Source organism: Hylemonella gracilis (assembly GCF_004328645.1).
GTDB lineage: Bacteria > Pseudomonadota > Gammaproteobacteria > Burkholderiales > Burkholderiaceae_C > Hylemonella > Hylemonella gracilis_B.
Genome location: NZ_CP031395.1, coordinates 1,526,334 through 1,542,032 on the forward strand (window position 1 = coordinate 1,526,334; position 15,699 = coordinate 1,542,032).

Sequence of the window (15,699 nt, forward strand, 5' to 3'; positions counted from 1 at the left end):
ATATTCCTGTCGATACGGCGCATCCACCGGTCCGTTCGGGCAGGATCGGCCTGATAGGGGATAATTGAGGGCAATGAATGACGAAATTCGTGCTGAATCCCCCGAGCTCGCATCTCCGGCCCCCAAGCGCTACGCTGACTTGACCCTGGCCGAGCCGCTCAAGCGCGCCGTGGCCGACATGGGCTATGAAACCATGACGCCCATCCAGGCCCAGGCCATCCCCGTGGTGCTGGCGGGCCAGGACGTGATGGGCGCGGCCCAGACGGGCACCGGCAAGACGGCGGCTTTCTCCCTGCCCCTGCTGCAACGCCTGCTCAAGCACGAAAACGCCTCGACCTCCCCGGCCCGCCACCCGGTGCGCGCCCTGGTGCTGTTGCCCACGCGCGAACTGGCCGACCAGGTGGCGCAGCAGGTCAAGATGTACGCCAAGTACACCCATCTGCGCAGTGCCGTGGTCTTCGGTGGCATGGACATGAAGCCCCAGACCCTCGAACTCAAGAAGGGCGTGGAAGTGCTGGTGGCCACCCCGGGCCGCCTGTTGGACCACATCGAGGCCAAGAACGCGGTGCTCAACCAGGTCGAGTACGTGGTGCTGGACGAGGCCGACCGCATGCTGGACATCGGCTTCCTGCCTGACCTGCAGCGCATCCTCAGCCACTTGCCCAAGCAGCGCACCACGCTGCTGTTCAGCGCGACCTTCTCGCCCGAGATCAAACGCCTGGCCTCGAGCTATCTGCAGAACCCCATCACCATCGAGGTTGCGCGTTCCAATGCGACGGCCGCGACGGTGGAGCAGCATTTCTACAGCGTGGGCGAGGACGACAAGCGTCATGCCCTGCGTCAGGTGCTGCGCAACAAGAACCTCAAGCAGGCCTTTGTCTTCGTCAACAGCAAGCTGGGCTGCGCCCGGCTGGCCCGTGCGCTGGAGCGCGATGGCCTGAAAACCGCGGCCCTGCACGGCGACAAGAGCCAGGATGAACGCCTGAAGGCGCTGGACGCCTTCAAGAAAGGCGAGGTCGATCTGCTGGTCTGCACCGACGTGGCCGCGCGCGGCCTGGACATCAAGGATGTGCCCGCGGTGTTCAACATGGACATCCCCTTCAACGCCGAAGACTACGTGCACCGCATCGGCCGCACGGGCCGTGCGGGCGCCCAAGGCGTGGCGGTGAGCTTCGTGTCGCCGCGGGACGTGAAGTCGGTGGCCGAGATCGAAAAGCTGATCAAGACCAAGATCGAGATCGAGCCGGTCGAGTTCGACGAGGACCGTCCGGACATCCGTCGCCAAGGCCGCTTCAACGAAGGGCACCGCCTTTATGAGCGGGAGCCTGGCCGTGAGGACGGGCGCGACGAGAGGGGTGAACGTCCCCGGGAGCGTGGTCCTGAGCGGAGTGATGGCGGCGCGCCGCGCCGGCGCGATACGCCGCGTCCCGCCTCGCGATCCGCTGTCGCCCAGGCTGACCCATTCTTCGACCGTCCCTACGAAGTCGCCGCGACCGAGGCGGCGGCCGAGCCCGCGCCCTGGGAAGCGGCGACCAAGCCGGTCACCAACCGTGGCAATCTGTCGACCAACATCCGCCCCAAGCTCAAATTGGCGGCGCTGTTCAAGCAGTCCTGAGTTTCACGCGAAGCCTGCTGGCCTGTGGGTGAGGGACTGGGGGCCGCGGTTTCCAGCGTTCCCGCGTCCCCCAAGCGCCTGTCACGTCGGCATGCTGGTCCAACCCAGGCCGGGGCTGGGCACCCGCACACCGTCCAATTCCAGCCATTGCGGCAGCAGCGCGCCTGCCGACTGCGCATCGCGCACAAAGGCGTCCAGCGTGCGCACGCGGGCGGCGGGTACGCCGGCGGTGTGCAAGGCGTCTTCCCATTCCTGCGCGGTGCGCGTGCGCAAGGCGGCGGCCAGTCGGGCGCGAAAGGCCTCGGGATCGCGCGCGCGGGCGAAACCCTGCCCTTGCGCCAGATCTTCCGTCGCCTGCTCGGCCGGCCAGCCCAGCACCTCGTAAAGCCGTGCGATCTGCGGCGCCGTGTTGGCACCCACTGCGATCCAGCCATCGCGCGCCTCGAAGTATTCCGCCGCCGGGCTGCCCGAGTAGCCCTTGTTGCCCACGCGGGCTGGCGCGCCGCCACCGGCCATCGCGTCCACGCTGAAGGGGTACATGAGTTGCAGCGCCGCGGCCCACATGGACACATCCACATGCCGGCCTTGACCGGTGCGGGCGCGCTCCTGCACGGCAGCGGTGATGGCGAAGGCCGCGAGCACCCCGGTCATCACGTCCACGACGGGAAAGCCCGTCTTCACCGGGGGTTCGCCTTCGCTGCCCGCCAGCATGGCCATGCCCGTGAGGGCCTGTATCACGTGGTCATAGGCGCCACGTTCCGCCCAAGGAGCATGCTGGGTGCCGTAGCCCGAAATGGCGCAGGAGATGAGACGCGGGTTGCGCTCACGCACCGCCGCGTGGCCCAGGCCCACGCGTTCCAACACGCCGGGACGGAAGTTGTCCACGAGCACATCGCAATGCTCGGCCAGCGCCAGCGCCTCGGCGCGACCGGCCTCGGTGTGCAGATCGATGGTGCGGCATTGCTTGCCGGCGTTGAAGGCCGTGAACTGTGTCGCGCCCTGCGCCGCGCCGCGCATCACGTCGCCGCCGGGCGCCTCGACTTTGACCACGATCGCGCCCAGCTGAGCCAGATAGAAACTCGCCAGCGGACCGGCGATCACATGGCTGAAGTCGACCACCTGCAGACCCGCGAGGGGCCGCATGACGCAATCCTGTGTCGTGCTCATGTCGTTGACAGGCGGGCCGCCTTGACGATGCGTTCGTACCTGCGTGTCTCCTGCGCCATGAAGTGGCCGAAGTCGGCGGGCGAGGCGCTCAGCGCCACCAGCACGCCCGCGGCCTCGTGGTCGGCGCGCACGGACGGGTCGTTGTAGACCTTCTGGTAGGCGCGAAACAGCACATCCACCACCTCGCTCGGGGTGCCCGCGGGCGCCCACACGCCGCTCCAGGACGACAGCGCCAACTCTTCCTTGCCGAGTGCCTCGTGCAACGTGGGCAGTTGCGGAAACTGGGCCAGGCGCTGGGCGCTTGTGGTGGCCAAGGCGCGCACGCGCCCGTCCAACACCTGCGGAATGGCAGTGGAGGCGATGGGAAAGGCGAACTGCGTGGTTCCCTGCAGGATGCTGGGAATGATGTCCACGGAACCTTTGTAGGGCACATGCGTGGCCCGCACCTGCATTGCCTGCTCCAGCGCCGCGCCGATCAAGTGCGCCGCGCTGCCGATGCCTCCCGAGGCGTAGTTGAGCGTCGCCGGCCTGGCGCGGATGGCGGCCACCAGTTCCTGCACCGTTTTCCACGGCGCGTCGGCTGCCACCACCAGCAGTGCGGGACTGAAACCCGTGCAAGTGATGGGCGCGAAATCCTGTAGTGGGTCGTATTTCACAGCGGGTTGCATGAGCTTTTGCACGATCTGGGTCGATGAACCGAGGATCAAGGTGTAGCCGTCGGCCGGCGCGCGTGCCGCGCTCTGCGCGGCCAGAATGCCGCCCGCGCCCACGATGTTCTCCACCACCACGCTCTGACCCAGCACCTCGGTGAGCTTGGTGCCCGTCTTGCGGGCCAGCAGATCGGGGCCACCACCGGCCGCGAAGGGCACGATGGTTTTCACGGGGCGACTTGGAAAGCCTTGGGCCCACGTGGGTCGCCACGCGGTCGACGCGGCCAGCGAGGCGGTGGCGACGAGTAGATGCCGCCGAGACGGACAAAAGGAAGAGAGCGCGCCGGGATGCGCGTGGGTATCGAACATGGCTTGTCTCCTGTTATTGGGGCGAGGCGACAGGCAGTCTAGGTCTGTGAGACCATAAGAAAAATACACACTTTCTTATCCACCGATAAGCAAATCCATGCACACCGACCCCGTTCTTGCCAGTCGTGTCGGCCACCTGCGGCTGCGTGATCTGCTGCTGCTCGACCACATCGCCGACACCGGCTCGCTGCGGCGCACCGCCGAGCGGCTGAACGTGACGCAACCTGCCATCACCCAGGCACTGCAAGGCTTGGAAGCGGCCTTCGGCGTGGCGCTGGTCGAACGGCAGGCGCGCGGCGCCACGCTCACGTCAGCCGGCCAAGCGGCGTTGCAGCGTCTGCGCGCCGCGCGGCACGAACTGCTGGCGGCCCAGGCTGCCGCGCAGATGTCGGCTCACCCGACGCTGCATGTCGGTTGCGTGCCCGTGGCGGCGCTGCGCTTCATGCCGCCCGCGCTGGCGGCCCTGCAGCGCGACGCGCCGCACATCCGCGTGGAACTGCATGAGGCCACCGTGGCCCCGCTGTGGCAGGCCTTGCGCGCGGGCTCGCTGGACGCCATCCTCTGCCGCTTGCCGCCGCCCGATCAGCAGGAACTGATGCTCGACGATGCGGACGTGCATCTGGTGGGCGACGAACACTTCGCCTTTGTCGTCGGCCCCGGCCACCGCGCCGCGCGTGGCCGGCAGACGCTGCGCAGCCTGGCCGGGCAAGCCTGGGCGCTGCCAGCGCGCGCGAGCCTCACGCGGCGCGCGTTCGACCAGCTCTACCTCGACGCCGGCCTGGCCCCGCCCACCCCGGCGGTGACCTCGGTGTCGTTTCACACCAACCTGCATCTGGCGGCCACGGGCCGTTTCATCACGGTGGCGCCGCAGTCGGTGCTGCTGCGCTACGTGTCCGCGCTGGGCCTGACGCCGCTGCGTGTGCCCGCGCCGCGCGGCGCGGGGCGACTGGCCTGGGTGGTCCGCGCGAGCCGACGGCACGACCCGCTGCTCGTGGCCCTGACAGCGTGCATCATCGAGGCCGCGAAGGGCGGCGCATGACCAGGCTGGTTACGCCTTGTGCAAGGCAGCGAGTTCCTTCCACACCTTTTCCTCGTCCACGATGGTGACCGAGATGCGTGCCATGCGCGAGGGGGCCTGCGTGGGGGAAAAGAGTGAACCGGGCGGGATCAGCAGTCCGCGATCGGCTGCTTCGCGCGCCAATTGTTCGCTGTCGCGCCCGCAGTCGGCCCAGATGAACATGCCGGCCTGGGGCTCGTTCGGCACGGTGTAGCCGAGTTTGAGCAGACGCTTCAGGCAACGTCCTCGCGCTTCATCGACCCGGAGTCGAACGCGCTCGACATGTCGGCGGTAGGCGCCGTCTGCCAGGATGCGGTGGACCACGCGCTCGCTGAGTTCGCTGGACGTGAGGCCGCCCAGCATCTTGATGTCGCTCAGACGCTGCACCAAGTCTTCCTTGGCGGCGAGCCAGCCCACGCGCAAGCTCGCCGCCAGCGTCTTGGCGAAACCTCCGGCCAGGATGACGCGATTCAGGCGGTCCAGCTCGGCCAGCCGCGTCAGGCGGGTCCCGCTGTTGGCATGCAATTCGGCGTAGGTCAGATCTTCCACCACCATGAAGTCGTGTTTTTCGGCGACGCGCAGGATGTCGTAGGCCGCGCCGGCGGACAGGCCGTAGCCGGTGGGGTTGTGGACCGCGCTGTTGGTGATGAAGAGCTTGGGTTTGTGCTGAGCGGCGGCCTGTTCCAGCCAGGCCACGTCGGGGCCGTTCGGCCCGCGCGGCACGCCTATGAGGCGCGCGCCGAAGGCCGCCAGGCGCCCGAAGACGACGTACCACGCGGGGTCTTCCACCAGCACCGTGTCCCCGGGTTGCACCAGCAGCCGCGCCACCAGGTCCAGCCCGTGCGTCACCCCACTGGTGGTGAGCAGGTGCAGGTCCGGATGCGCCGGCACGTTCTGCGTCTGCAGCAAGGCGGCGATTTGCTGGCGCAAGGGTGCGTAGCCTTGCGGATGCCCGTAGCCCAGCAGAGGGCCTTGCGCCGTGCGCCCCACGCTGCGCAGTGCGCCGGCCACCAGATCCAGGTCCAGCCAATCGGGCGGCAGCAGGCCCGCGCTGCCTGGCATGGCCCCATCGATGGGGGTGGAGCCGAACATGCTGCGCAGCATCCAGCGTGTGTCGATCTGCGCGGGTGCGATCGGCTTGGTTGCCTTGGCGTTGTTGTCGATCAGCGGCGCGCGACGGGCCTGCACGAAAAAGCCCGCCCCTCGGCGGGATTGCACCAGGCCCTGCGCGACCAGGCGTTCATAGGCTTCAACCACGGTGAAGCGGCTGACGCCGGCCTGCTCGGCCATCTGGCGGATCGAGGGTAGGCGCGTGCCGGGGCGCAGGCCTTGGTCCTGGATGCGGCGCGTGAGGTCGTGGCTCAACTGGGCGACCAAGGTGGCGTCGGCCGCATGCACGAGATGCGGCCTGGGTGGGAAAGGCGAGGCCGCGGCGGATGGACCGGGACTGGGCGTGTTGGAGGGCAGGGCAACTGTCATGGTGTTCGGACCGGGCCAGTGTCTGCGGAAAACCGTTCAACTGTACCGGTACTGTATTGGTGACTGGCCCTAGAGTGACAGGCGTACCGATGACTGTCAAGGCCTCTCCATGTTGACCCGTTCCCCGTCGATTCCCCTGCCCCGCGTCGAACTGTCGGGTGCGGCGATGCCGGCCCCCGCCTCCGCTTCCGCCGCCCCGCCCGTGGCGTCGTCGGCCACGCCCTGGGAAGGGTATGGTTTTGGCCTGTTGGGGGTGCTGATCTTCAGTCTCACCCTGCCCATGACACGCATGGTCGTGGCCGAATGGCCACCCTTGCTGGTCGGTCTGGGGCGGGCCCTGGTAGCGGCCTTGCCCGCGGCGGTTTTGCTGGCTGTCAACTGCAGCCGCCTGCCCCGGCGCGAGGAATGGCCCGGCGTGCTGGGTGCGGCGCTGGGCATCGTGATCGGCTGGCCCCTGCTGTCCACCCTTGCCTTGCAGAGCGTGTCCGCCTCGCACGGCGCGGTCTTCAACGGCCTGCTGCCGCTGTCCACCGCCCTGTTCGCGACCTGGCGCAGCGGCGAGAAACCCGCGCGGGCCTTCTGGGCCTGGGCGGCGGTGGGTGCGGTGCTGGTCACCGGGTTTGGCTTGCTGCAAGGGCAAGGCGCCTTGCAGGCCGGTGATGCGTGGTTGCTGCTGGCGGTGGTGGCCGGGGGTCTGGGTTACGCCGAGGGCGCGCGGGCCGCGCGCACGCTGGGAGGAGGGCGCACGATCTGCTGGGCCTTGGTGGTCAGCGCGCCGCTGATCGCCGTGCCCGTGGCCTGGATGCTGGGCGACGCGGCCGAGGCCGCGCGGGCCAGCGGCATCGTCACCTCCCATCGTGCCTTGCTGGCCTTTGCCTGGCTCTCTTTCGGTTCCATGTTCCTGGGTTTCTTCGCCTGGTACCGTGGCCTGGCCGTGGGGGGCATCGCCCGGGTGGGGCAGGTGCAGCTGCTGCAGCCCTTCCTGACCGTGCTGGCTTGCGCGCTCCTGTTTGGTGAACCGGTGAGCACCGAGACCTGGGGGTTCGCGGTGGCGGTGATCGGGGTCATCGTGGGCGGGCGACGGGCCTTGCGCGGCGCCAGCGCGCAGCCGATCCCGCAAGCAAAATCATGATCATGGAGATGACGATGATGGACACGGTTTCGACGCACGCTTTTTCCTGGATGCAACCCGCCCTGCTCGGGCCGCTGGCGCTGTTCACCTTCATCAGCTCCATCACGCCGGGGCCGAACAACACCATGCTGGCGGCCTCGGGGCTGAATTTCGGCCTGCGCCGCACCTGGCCCCATGTCTGGGGCGTGAACCTGGGCTTCGTCGCGATGCTGGTGCTGATCGGACTGGGCATGGGTGCTGTTTTCGTCCGCTACCCTTGGCTGCAGCCGGTCCTGAAGTACGTGAGCGCGGTCTATCTGCTGTTCCTGGCCTGGAAGATCGCGAACGCCGCGCCACCCCGGCAGCCACAGGACGGGGCCACGCCAAGCCGGCCCATGACTTTTGTGCAGGCGGCCCTGTTCCAATGGGTCAACCCCAAGGCCTGGGTCATGACGACGGGCATGGTGTCCGCTTACGTGCCGCCGGGCGACGCCTTCTGGGGGCATCTGGGGCTGGCCGCGCTCATCGCCATGGGGGTGGGCATGCCCTGCATCACCATTTGGGCCGCCTTTGGCAGCGCCCTGCGCCGCTGGTTGCACCGGCCGCGCATGATCCGCGCCTTCAACTGGACCATGGCCGCGCTGCTGGTGCTATCGATCGGGTTTTCCGTGGCCTAGGGCGCATGCCGGGGCCTTTGACAACACCACCCACGAGACTGACATGAAAACCCAGTACGACGCCGCGTACTGCCGCGACGGCAGTATCGCCGTCGCAGACCTTGCGCAGGAATGGCTGTTCCCCTTAGGCAGCGCGTGCCAGAAAGACCCACGCTCATGAAATTGACCCTGTACGTCGTTGACGCCTTCACGTCCGAGTTGTTCAAAGGCAATCCGGCGGCGGTGGTGCCCCTACGGGAATGGCTGCCGCCAGCGCTGATGCAGGCCATCGCGATGGAGAACAACTTGTCCGAGACGGCCTTCTTCGTGCAGGCGGCGGACGGCCGTTTCGACATCCGATGGTTTTCGCCCTTCAAGGAAATCGACTTCTGTGGGCACGCTACGCTGGCCAGCGCCTTCGTGCTCGTCGAGTCCGGCGTGTCGTCCCTCATCACCTTCCGCGCGCCAGCGGTGGGTGAGCTGCCGGTCGTGCGCATGCCTGATGGCCGCATGGAAATGAGTTTCCCGAGTCGTCTGCCCACGCCGGTGGATGAGGTACCCCAGGCCTTGCGCTCCGGTCTGCCGCTGGCGCCGGTGGCCGTTCTGCGCAATGCGCAGGCCTGGTTCGCCGTCTATGAGAGCGAGGCGCAGGTGCGAGCTTTGCGTCCGGATTTCGGGCAGCTGGCGCAGCTGGGGCCGCTGGACGTGACGGTGACCGCGCCCGGCGCGGACTGTGATTTCGTGTCGCGTTATTTCTGGCCAGCCAATGGCGGTGAGGAAGACCCGATGACCGGCTCCATCCACGCGGGCTTGGCGCCTTACTGGGCCCAGCGGCTGGGAAAGACCGACTTGCGGGCCCGGCAGCTGTCCCGGCGCACCGGCACCCTGGGTTGTCGCGTCGAGGGCCAGCGCGTGCATGTGTCGGGCACGGCCGTGCAGTACCTGCGGGGCGAGATCGAAGTCTGATTCGCGCGCCACCGGCCTGGCGCGGGTGGTTTCCTTCAGAAAGGCTTGCGCGCCGGCTCGCAGTCTTCCTGTATCAGGACATGCGTGGCCGCGACGTCGGGCATGACCCGCAAGGCGCTCAACTGGCCACCCCAGATGCAGCCCGAGTCCAGGGCCCACAGGCGGGCGCGGCGGAACACGTTCTGCGGTTCGGCCAAGCCCAGCGTGGACCAGTGACCGAAGGCGAGGGTCACGTCTTCGCTCGCCGTGCGCCGGCCCGGTACCTCGAACCAGGGCAGGTAACCCGCTGGCGCGGTGTCCAGACCTTCCTTGGCGCTGAACTCCATCGCGCCTTCGGGCGTGCAAAAGCGCAGGCGCGTCAGGGCGTTGACGATCACGCGCAGGCGGTCGTCGCCTTGCAGGTCGTCGCGCCAGGCGACCGGTTCGTTGCCATACATCCGACGGATGAAGGTCGACCAGTCGGGGCTCGCCAGCACGTCCTGCACTTCAGCGGCCAGTGCGAGGGTCTGCGCCGCGCTCCATTGCGGCAGCACGCCCGCGTGGACCATCAGGAAGTCATGGCCCTCCAGCGTCGCACCCAGGGCCAGGGACTGATGGCGTACCCAGCCCAGCAGCACGTCGCGGTCGGGCGCGTCCAGGATGTCGTCCACCGTGTCGCCGCGGTGGGCGCGGCGCACGCCCAGCGAGACGGCCAGCAGGTGCAAGTCATGGTTGCCGAGCAGGCAGCGCGCCGCGCCTTCGTAGCGCATGAGACGACGCAGCACGGCGGCCGAGGACGGGCCACGGTTGACGAGGTCACCCAGCAGCCAGAGGGTGTCGCGGCTGGGGGAATAGTCGACGGCGGTAAGGAGGCGGCCGAGCGCGGCATCGCAGCCTTGCACGTCGCCGATCAAGTAGTGAGCCATGCGGCGTTTTTTCGTGGATCTGGACAGGGCAGGGGATTATCCGACTCATGCGCGAGCGGACAGCGCAAGGTGAAAAGCCCGCGAGGTAAAGTCCCGGCCATGGACTTTCTGTTGATAGCTTTTTTGATCGTGCTCAATGGAGCCTTCGCCATGTCGGAAATGGCCCTGGCTTCCAGCCGCCGGGCGCGCCTGCTGGCGGCCGCCCAATCGGGCGATGGGGGCGCGAAGAAGGCGTTGGAGTTGATGGACAACCCCAACCAGTTCCTGTCCACCATCCAGATCGGCATCACCTCCATTGGGGTGCTCAACGGCATCGTGGGCGAGGCCGCCTTCAGCGACGACCTGGCCGAGCTGCTGCAAACCCTGGGCGTGAGCGCAGGCGCCTCGGGCGTTACTGCGACGGCGCTGGTCGTCACCCTCATTACCTTCGTGACCATCATCTTCGGTGAGTTGGTGCCCAAGCGGGTCGGCCAGCTGTATCCCGAACTGGTGGCGCGTTGGGTCTCGCGTCCCATGGGGGGGTTGGCCATGGGGGCCAAGCCCTTCGTGAAGCTGCTGTCGGCGAGCACCCAGGCCGTGCTGAAACTGCTGCGCGTGCCCGATGTGGCACGCGGTGTGACGGAGGAGGAGATCCGCCACAGTCTGGAAGAGGGTGTGGACGCGGGTCTGATCGAAGAGCACGAGCACCAGATGGTGCGCAATGTCTTCCGCCTGGACGATCGACCGCTGATTTCCATGATGGCACCGCGCGCGGACATTGCCTGGCTCGACGCCGGGCTCACCGCGGCGCAATGCCTGGAGCAACTCGCGCACAGCAGCCAGACCGAACAGGATGCCCAGCAGGGCGAGCAGGAAAGCGGCAGTGTGCATTCCTGGTACCCCGTGTGCCGGGGCTCGCTGGACGACGTGGTGGGGCAGATCAGCGTGGGCGCCCTGCTGGCCCTGGCCCAGGATGCGGCGCATGCCGTGGACCCGGTCGAGCGCCATGCCCAAGCGGCCGTTTTCGTGCCGGAGACACTTTCCGGCATGGAACTGGTCGAGCAGTTCCGCGCCCGTTCCCTGCGCATGATGTTCGTCGTCGACGAATATGGCGCGGTGCAAGGACTGCTGACACCCGCGGACTTGCTGGAGGCCATCACTGGCGAACTGCAATCGGCCCCGGTGGATGCCTGGGCCACGCAGCGCGACGACGGCTCCTGGCTGCTGGACGGCGTGATGCCGGTGGACGAGCTCAAGGCCCGCTTCGAGATCCGCGAGTTGCCGGACGAAGACCGGGGGCGCTACAACACCGTCGCTGGCCTGCTGCTGGCCGTCAGCGGACGCCTGCTCAAGACGGGCGAGCGCGTGAGTTGCGCGGGGTGGGAGTTCGAGGTGGTGGACCTGGATGGCCGACGCATCGACAAGGTGCTCGCCACGCCCCTGCCGCCCGACGCCGCACCGGAGGACGAGTCGCAGTCCTGAGGCGCGCTGCCGCAGTCGCGTTGCATGCGGTTCAAGGCGGGCATCACCCTGTCCGCCATAAACCCTGCCTATCTTGGCCATAGATACGCAGAGAACCGAAGTCAATCGGGGAAAGCTAAACTTTGCCCTATCGGTTTTCCCGGGGATGTTTTCCCTGAACCGGTTGCAAAGCCAGTGAGCTTCCTTTCCACCTTTCACTACAGGAGATGTCAATGTCCCTCATCAACAGCCAGTTCCCGGCGTTCAAGACCCAAGCCTTTCACAATGGCAAGTTCATCGAAGTCAGCGACGCGACGCTGAAGGGCAAATGGTCCGTGCTGATCTTCATGCCGGCTGCTTTCACCTTCAACTGCCCGACCGAAGTGGAAGACGCTGCTGACAACTACGCCGAGTTCCAGAAGTTGGGTGCCGAGGTGTACATCGTCACGACCGACACGCATTTCTCGCACAAGGTCTGGCACGAAACCTCGCCCGCCGTGGGCAAGGCCAAGTTCCCGTTGGTGGGCGATCCGACACACACGCTGACGCGTGCCCTGGGCGTGCACATCGATGAAGAAGGCCTGGCCCTGCGCGGTACCTTCATCGTCAACCCCGATGGTCAGATCAAGACCATGGAAGTGCATGACAACGCCATCGCCCGCGACGTGAAGGAAACGCTGCGCAAGCTCAAGGCCGCCCAGTACGTTGCCGCGCACCCGGGTCAGGTGTGCCCCGCCAAGTGGAACGAAGGCGCCAAGACGCTGACGCCCTCGCTGGATCTGGTCGGCAAGATCTAAGCCGCCGCACGCGGGCCGCGATTGCGGCCCCTGCGCAGGCAGTACCGCAGCCGGATGGGCTGCGCCGGCCCTGGACACACCAGGCCGCGCGGCCCATCTCACGGCGGTAAGGCACGGCGATGGAATCAGCGCATCGGGCGCAGTCTCGGACTGGCTCGTTTTTCGCCGCGGCATCCCCATCTATCAGACCTCACGCACCCCAGGAGAACCCCATGCTCGACGACGCCATGAAGTCCCAGTTGCAGGCGTACCTGACCAAGCTGCAACGCCCTATCCGGCTGATTGCCTCGCTCGATGGCGGCGAGAAGTCGGCCGAGCTACGCGAGTTGCTGCAGGAAATCGCCGGTCTGTCTGACCAGGTCCATTTCGACGACTCCGGCACGGATGCGCGCAGGCCGTCCTTCATCATTGCACGCGATGGCGAGACCACGGGCGTGCCCCAAGGTGTCCGTTTTGCCGCCATTCCCCTGGGCCACGAGTTCACTTCCCTGGTGCTGGCCCTGCTGTGGACCGGTGGCCACCCGCCCAAGGTGGAGCCCGAGGTGATCGAGCAGATCCGCAACCTCGAGGGTGAATTCAAGTTCGAGGTCTACATGTCCTTGAGCTGTCACAACTGCCCCGACGTGGTCCAGGCCGTGAGCCTGATGAGCATCGTCAACCCGCGCGTGCAAGCCACCATCGTGGACGGCGGCCTGTTCCAGCAGGAGGTGGACGAGCGCCAGATCATGGCCGTGCCCGCCACCTGGCTGAACGGCAAGATGTTCGCGTCGGGTCGCATGACCGTCGAGGAAATCGTGGCCAAGCTGGACGTCAAGAGCGAAGAGCGCGAGGCCGCCAAGCTGTCCGCCAAGGACCCGTATGACGTGCTCATTGTCGGTGCGGGCCCCGCGGGCGCTGCAGCGGCCGTCTACGCGGCGCGCAAGGGTATCCGCGTGGGGATCGCCGCCGAACGTTTCGGCGGTCAGGTCAACGACACCCTGGCCATCGAGAACTACATCTCCGTGCTGGAGACCGAAGGGCCGAAGTTCGCCGCGGCGCTGGAAGCCCAGGTGCGCCACTACGAGGTGGACATCATGAACCTGCAGCGCGCGGACAAGCTGGTGCCGGCGGCCGGGCCCGGCGGCTTGGCCGAGGTGCACATGGCGAATGGCGGCGTGCTCAAGGCGCGCAGCGTCATCCTGTCCACCGGCGCGCGCTGGCGCAACGTCAACGTGCCGGGCGAGCAGGAGTACAAGAACAAGGGCGTGGCCTACTGCCCGCACTGCGACGGTCCCTTGTTCAAGGGCAAGAAGGTCGCCGTGATCGGCGGCGGCAACTCGGGCGTCGAGGCTGCCATCGACCTGGCCGGTATCGTCGAGCACGTGACCCTGCTCGAGTTCGGTGATCAGCTCCGGGCCGACGCGGTGCTGGTGAGCAAGCTCAAGAGCCTGCCGAATGTGCAGATCATCACGCAGGCGCAGACCACCGAGTTCTCCGGCGCGGGCGGCAAGCTCGCCGGGTTGGATTACCTGGACCGGACCACGGGCGAGAAGAAGCATGTGGGCGTGGAAGGCGTGTTCGTGCAGATTGGGCTGGTGCCCAACACCGAGTGGCTCAAGGGCACGCTCGAACTTTCGAAGTTCGGCGAGATCGTGGTCGATGCCAAGGGGCACACCAGCGTCCCCGGGGTGTTCGCGGCCGGCGATTGCACGACCGTGCCGTACAAGCAGATCGTGATCGCCGCCGGTGAGGGCGCGAAAGCCGCCCTGAGCGCCTTTGATCACCTGATCCGCATGCCGGCGCATGAAACCGTGACGGCCTGAGGCGTCGGCTTGCCCGACCGTGAAGGGGCTGCTTGCGCAGCCCCTTTTTCATGGTGTCTGTTTCAGGGCCTGCCTCAGTGCTTGCCGGCCCGCCTGCCGCTCGCTCTTGGCCGTCTTGCGGTGCACACCGGCTTTTCGCTTCAGCGCCGGTGCCACCAGCGGATTGCGTGGCGCCGGTGGCGCGACGGGCTTGAGCCGGAGCGTGAGGCGGCGCTTGGCGAGTCGTGCGGAGTTCATGGTGTAATTCTTGCCCATGAAAGTTACTGCTTCGATCTTCAAGGCCTACGACATTCGCGGCGTCGTGCCGGCTACCCTCGATGAATCCGTGGCCGAGAGCCTGGGGCGTGCGTTTGGTCTGGCCGCGCGCGCGGAAGGCGAAAGCTGGGTGGCCGTGGGCCGCGATGGCCGCCTGAGCGGTCCGGCGCTGAGCGCGGCCTTGATCCGTGGCTTGCGCACCGTGGGCCTCGACGTGATCGACCTGGGCATGGTCACGACGCCCATGCTGTATTACGCGGCCAGCACGGTGTGCAAGAGCGGCATCCAGGTGACGGGCAGCCACAACCCGGCCGATTACAACGGTTTCAAGATGGTGCTGGCCGGGCGCGCAATTTACGGGGATGAAATCCAGGACTTGCGCAAGGCCATGGAAGCGGACGAAACGCCACTGCTGGGTGAGGTCGGCGCGTTGCCCTCGAAGGCTGGCAAGTTGACCAAGCTGGACATCCTCTCGTCCTATCGCGACCGCATCCTTGGTGACGTGCGCCTGCAGCGTCGCATGAAGATCGTCGTGGATTCCGGCAACGGCGTGGCGGGTGCGTCAGCGCCCGGCATCCTGCGTGACCTGGGCTGCGAGGTGCGTGAACTCCACAGCGCGGTGGATGGCACTTTCCCCAACCACCATCCCGATCCCAGCAAGCCCGAGAACCTGCGCGATCTGGTCAAGGCGCTGCGCGAGACCGACGCCGAGATCGGCCTGGCGTTCGACGGCGATGGCGACCGCCTGGGCGTCGTGACCAAGGATGGGCAGACGATCTTCCCGGACCGGCAATTGATGCTGTTTGCGCGCGATGTGCTCAAGCGCGCCCCAGGCAGCTTCATCCTGTTCGATGTGAAGTGCACGCAGCGCCTGGCGCCGGCCATCAAGGAGGCCGGCGGCAAGCCGCTGATGTACAAGACGGGCCACTCCCTGATCAAGGCGCGCATGAAGGAGATCGAGGCACCCCTGGGTGGCGAGATGAGTGGTCACGTCTTCTTCAAGGAGCGCTGGTACGGTTTCGACGATGGCACCTACGCCGCCGCGCGCCTGCTGGAAATCCTCAGCCGCTCCGCCGACGCCAGCGCGGTGCTCAACGCGCTGCCGACCAGCCATTCCACGCCCGAACTCAACGTGGCCTGCGCCGAGGGCGAGCCACACCGGGTCGTGGCCGAGTTGCAGAAGAAGTCCTTGGGCACGGGCGTGTTCCCGAAACCCGCGGAGGTCAGCACCATCGACGGCGTGCGGGTCGACTGGCCGGACGGTTTTGGCCTGATCCGTGCCTCCAACACCACGCCGGTGCTGGTGCTGCGCTTCGAGGGCCAGACGTCAGAAGCCCTCCAGCGCATCGAGGGCGAGATGCTCGCGCTGCTCAAGAGTGTCAAGCCGGACGCGGCCCTGGGCGCCGCCGCGCACTGAGCGCTGTGCTCCG

General features: G+C 67.2%; 14 protein-coding genes. 9 read left to right on the top strand and 5 right to left on the bottom strand.

Annotated elements, in window-relative coordinates; translation table 11 throughout:
• Positions 1-73: 73 nt before the first annotated feature.
• Positions 74-1,615 (top strand): DEAD/DEAH box helicase, encoded by a 1,542-nt coding sequence (locus DW355_RS07245; RefSeq protein ID WP_131278855.1) that lies wholly within the window; start codon positions 74-76, stop codon positions 1,613-1,615.
• A gap of 81 nt (positions 1,616-1,696) precedes the next feature.
• Here DW355_RS07245 and DW355_RS07250 read toward each other — a convergent pair whose 3' ends face one another.
• Positions 1,697-2,782, bottom strand: coding sequence for a CoA transferase (locus DW355_RS07250; protein ID WP_131278856.1), 1,086 nt, complete (start codon positions 2,780-2,782; stop codon positions 1,697-1,699).
• Positions 2,779-3,663: a Bug family tripartite tricarboxylate transporter substrate binding protein gene (locus DW355_RS07255; protein WP_242671326.1), complete on the bottom strand. Its 885-nt coding sequence runs from the start codon at positions 3,661-3,663 to the stop codon at positions 2,779-2,781. The genes DW355_RS07250 and DW355_RS07255 overlap by 4 nt, the downstream gene beginning before the upstream one ends.
• A gap of 235 nt (positions 3,664-3,898) precedes the next feature.
• Here DW355_RS07255 and DW355_RS07260 point away from each other — a divergent pair, with 235 nt between their 5' ends.
• Positions 3,899-4,840, top strand: coding sequence for a LysR family transcriptional regulator (locus tag DW355_RS07260; RefSeq protein ID WP_131278858.1), 942 nt, complete (start codon positions 3,899-3,901; stop codon positions 4,838-4,840).
• 9 nt (positions 4,841-4,849) lie between these two features.
• On the opposite strand, the gene DW355_RS07265 is transcribed toward DW355_RS07260, so the two are convergent.
• Entirely contained in the window at positions 4,850-6,337 is a 1,488-nt protein-coding gene (locus tag DW355_RS07265; RefSeq protein WP_242671327.1) for a PLP-dependent aminotransferase family protein, read from the bottom strand.
• Between the two features lie 166 nt (positions 6,338-6,503).
• Here DW355_RS07265 and DW355_RS07270 point away from each other — a divergent pair, with 166 nt between their 5' ends.
• The 3 genes from DW355_RS07270 to DW355_RS07280 all read left to right on the top strand — a co-directional run bounded on the left by DW355_RS07270 (position 6,504) and on the right by DW355_RS07280 (position 9,070).
• Positions 6,504-7,469, top strand: a complete 966-nt coding sequence (locus DW355_RS07270; protein WP_131282433.1) for a DMT family transporter — start codon at positions 6,504-6,506, stop codon at positions 7,467-7,469.
• 8 nt (positions 7,470-7,477) lie between these two features.
• Complete coding sequence (locus tag DW355_RS07275; protein WP_242671365.1) at positions 7,478-8,125, top strand: LysE family translocator; 648 nt, start codon at positions 7,478-7,480, stop codon at positions 8,123-8,125.
• A 156-nt stretch (positions 8,126-8,281) separates the two neighbouring features.
• On the top strand, positions 8,282-9,070 hold the full coding sequence (locus DW355_RS07280; RefSeq protein ID WP_131278859.1) for a PhzF family phenazine biosynthesis protein: 789 nt from the start codon (positions 8,282-8,284) through the stop codon (positions 9,068-9,070).
• Positions 9,071-9,105: 35 nt separating this feature from the next.
• Here the strand turns inward: DW355_RS07280 and DW355_RS07285 are convergent, their stop codons facing one another.
• Positions 9,106-9,975 (bottom strand): symmetrical bis(5'-nucleosyl)-tetraphosphatase, encoded by an 870-nt coding sequence (locus tag DW355_RS07285; protein WP_131278860.1) that lies wholly within the window; start codon positions 9,973-9,975, stop codon positions 9,106-9,108.
• 99 nt (positions 9,976-10,074) lie between these two features.
• Here DW355_RS07285 and DW355_RS07290 point away from each other — a divergent pair, with 99 nt between their 5' ends.
• The 3 genes from DW355_RS07290 to ahpF all read left to right on the top strand — a co-directional run bounded on the left by DW355_RS07290 (position 10,075) and on the right by ahpF (position 14,014).
• Positions 10,075-11,436 carry a hemolysin family protein gene (locus DW355_RS07290; protein WP_131278861.1) on the top strand — a complete coding sequence of 454 codons (1,362 nt, stop codon included), beginning with the start codon at positions 10,075-10,077 and terminating at the stop codon, positions 11,434-11,436.
• A gap of 212 nt (positions 11,437-11,648) precedes the next feature.
• Positions 11,649-12,212, top strand: coding sequence for an alkyl hydroperoxide reductase subunit C (ahpC, locus tag DW355_RS07295; RefSeq protein ID WP_131278862.1), 564 nt, complete (start codon positions 11,649-11,651; stop codon positions 12,210-12,212).
• A gap of 212 nt (positions 12,213-12,424) precedes the next feature.
• Positions 12,425-14,014, top strand: a complete 1,590-nt coding sequence (gene ahpF / locus DW355_RS07300; RefSeq protein ID WP_131278863.1) for an alkyl hydroperoxide reductase subunit F — start codon at positions 12,425-12,427, stop codon at positions 14,012-14,014.
• A gap of 48 nt (positions 14,015-14,062) precedes the next feature.
• On the opposite strand, the gene DW355_RS07305 is transcribed toward ahpF, so the two are convergent.
• Complete coding sequence (locus tag DW355_RS07305; RefSeq protein ID WP_131278864.1) at positions 14,063-14,251, bottom strand: hypothetical protein; 189 nt, start codon at positions 14,249-14,251, stop codon at positions 14,063-14,065.
• Positions 14,252-14,267: 16 nt separating this feature from the next.
• Here DW355_RS07305 and DW355_RS07310 point away from each other — a divergent pair, with 16 nt between their 5' ends.
• The gene (locus tag DW355_RS07310) at positions 14,268-15,686 is read left to right on the top strand and encodes a phosphomannomutase/phosphoglucomutase (RefSeq protein WP_131278865.1); all 1,419 of its coding nucleotides are present in this window, start codon (positions 14,268-14,270) and stop codon (positions 15,684-15,686) included.
• Positions 15,687-15,699 lie beyond the last annotated feature (13 nt).

Excerpts from the sequence above, each read along its gene's own strand:
- DW355_RS07250 (WP_131278856.1), bottom strand. The coding sequence starts at position 2,782 with ATGAGCACGACACAGGATTGCGTCATGCGGCCCCTCGCGGGTCTGCAG.
- ahpC (WP_131278862.1), top strand. The coding sequence starts at position 11,649 with ATGTCCCTCATCAACAGCCAGTTCCCGGCGTTCAAGACCCAAGCCTTT.
- ahpF (WP_131278863.1), top strand. The coding sequence starts at position 12,425 with ATGCTCGACGACGCCATGAAGTCCCAGTTGCAGGCGTACCTGACCAAG.
- DW355_RS07290 (WP_131278861.1), top strand. The coding sequence starts at position 10,075 with ATGGACTTTCTGTTGATAGCTTTTTTGATCGTGCTCAATGGAGCCTTC.
- DW355_RS07260 (WP_131278858.1), top strand. The coding sequence starts at position 3,899 with ATGCACACCGACCCCGTTCTTGCCAGTCGTGTCGGCCACCTGCGGCTG.
- DW355_RS07265 (WP_242671327.1), bottom strand. The coding sequence starts at position 6,337 with ATGACAGTTGCCCTGCCCTCCAACACGCCCAGTCCCGGTCCATCCGCC.
- DW355_RS07245 (WP_131278855.1), top strand. The coding sequence starts at position 74 with ATGAATGACGAAATTCGTGCTGAATCCCCCGAGCTCGCATCTCCGGCC.
- DW355_RS07305 (WP_131278864.1), bottom strand. The coding sequence starts at position 14,251 with ATGAACTCCGCACGACTCGCCAAGCGCCGCCTCACGCTCCGGCTCAAG.
- DW355_RS07310 (WP_131278865.1), top strand. The coding sequence starts at position 14,268 with ATGAAAGTTACTGCTTCGATCTTCAAGGCCTACGACATTCGCGGCGTC.
- DW355_RS07270 (WP_131282433.1), top strand. The coding sequence starts at position 6,504 with ATGCCGGCCCCCGCCTCCGCTTCCGCCGCCCCGCCCGTGGCGTCGTCG.
- DW355_RS07275 (WP_242671365.1), top strand. The coding sequence starts at position 7,478 with ATGACGATGATGGACACGGTTTCGACGCACGCTTTTTCCTGGATGCAA.
- DW355_RS07285 (WP_131278860.1), bottom strand. The coding sequence starts at position 9,975 with ATGGCTCACTACTTGATCGGCGACGTGCAAGGCTGCGATGCCGCGCTC.
- DW355_RS07280 (WP_131278859.1), top strand. The coding sequence starts at position 8,282 with ATGAAATTGACCCTGTACGTCGTTGACGCCTTCACGTCCGAGTTGTTC.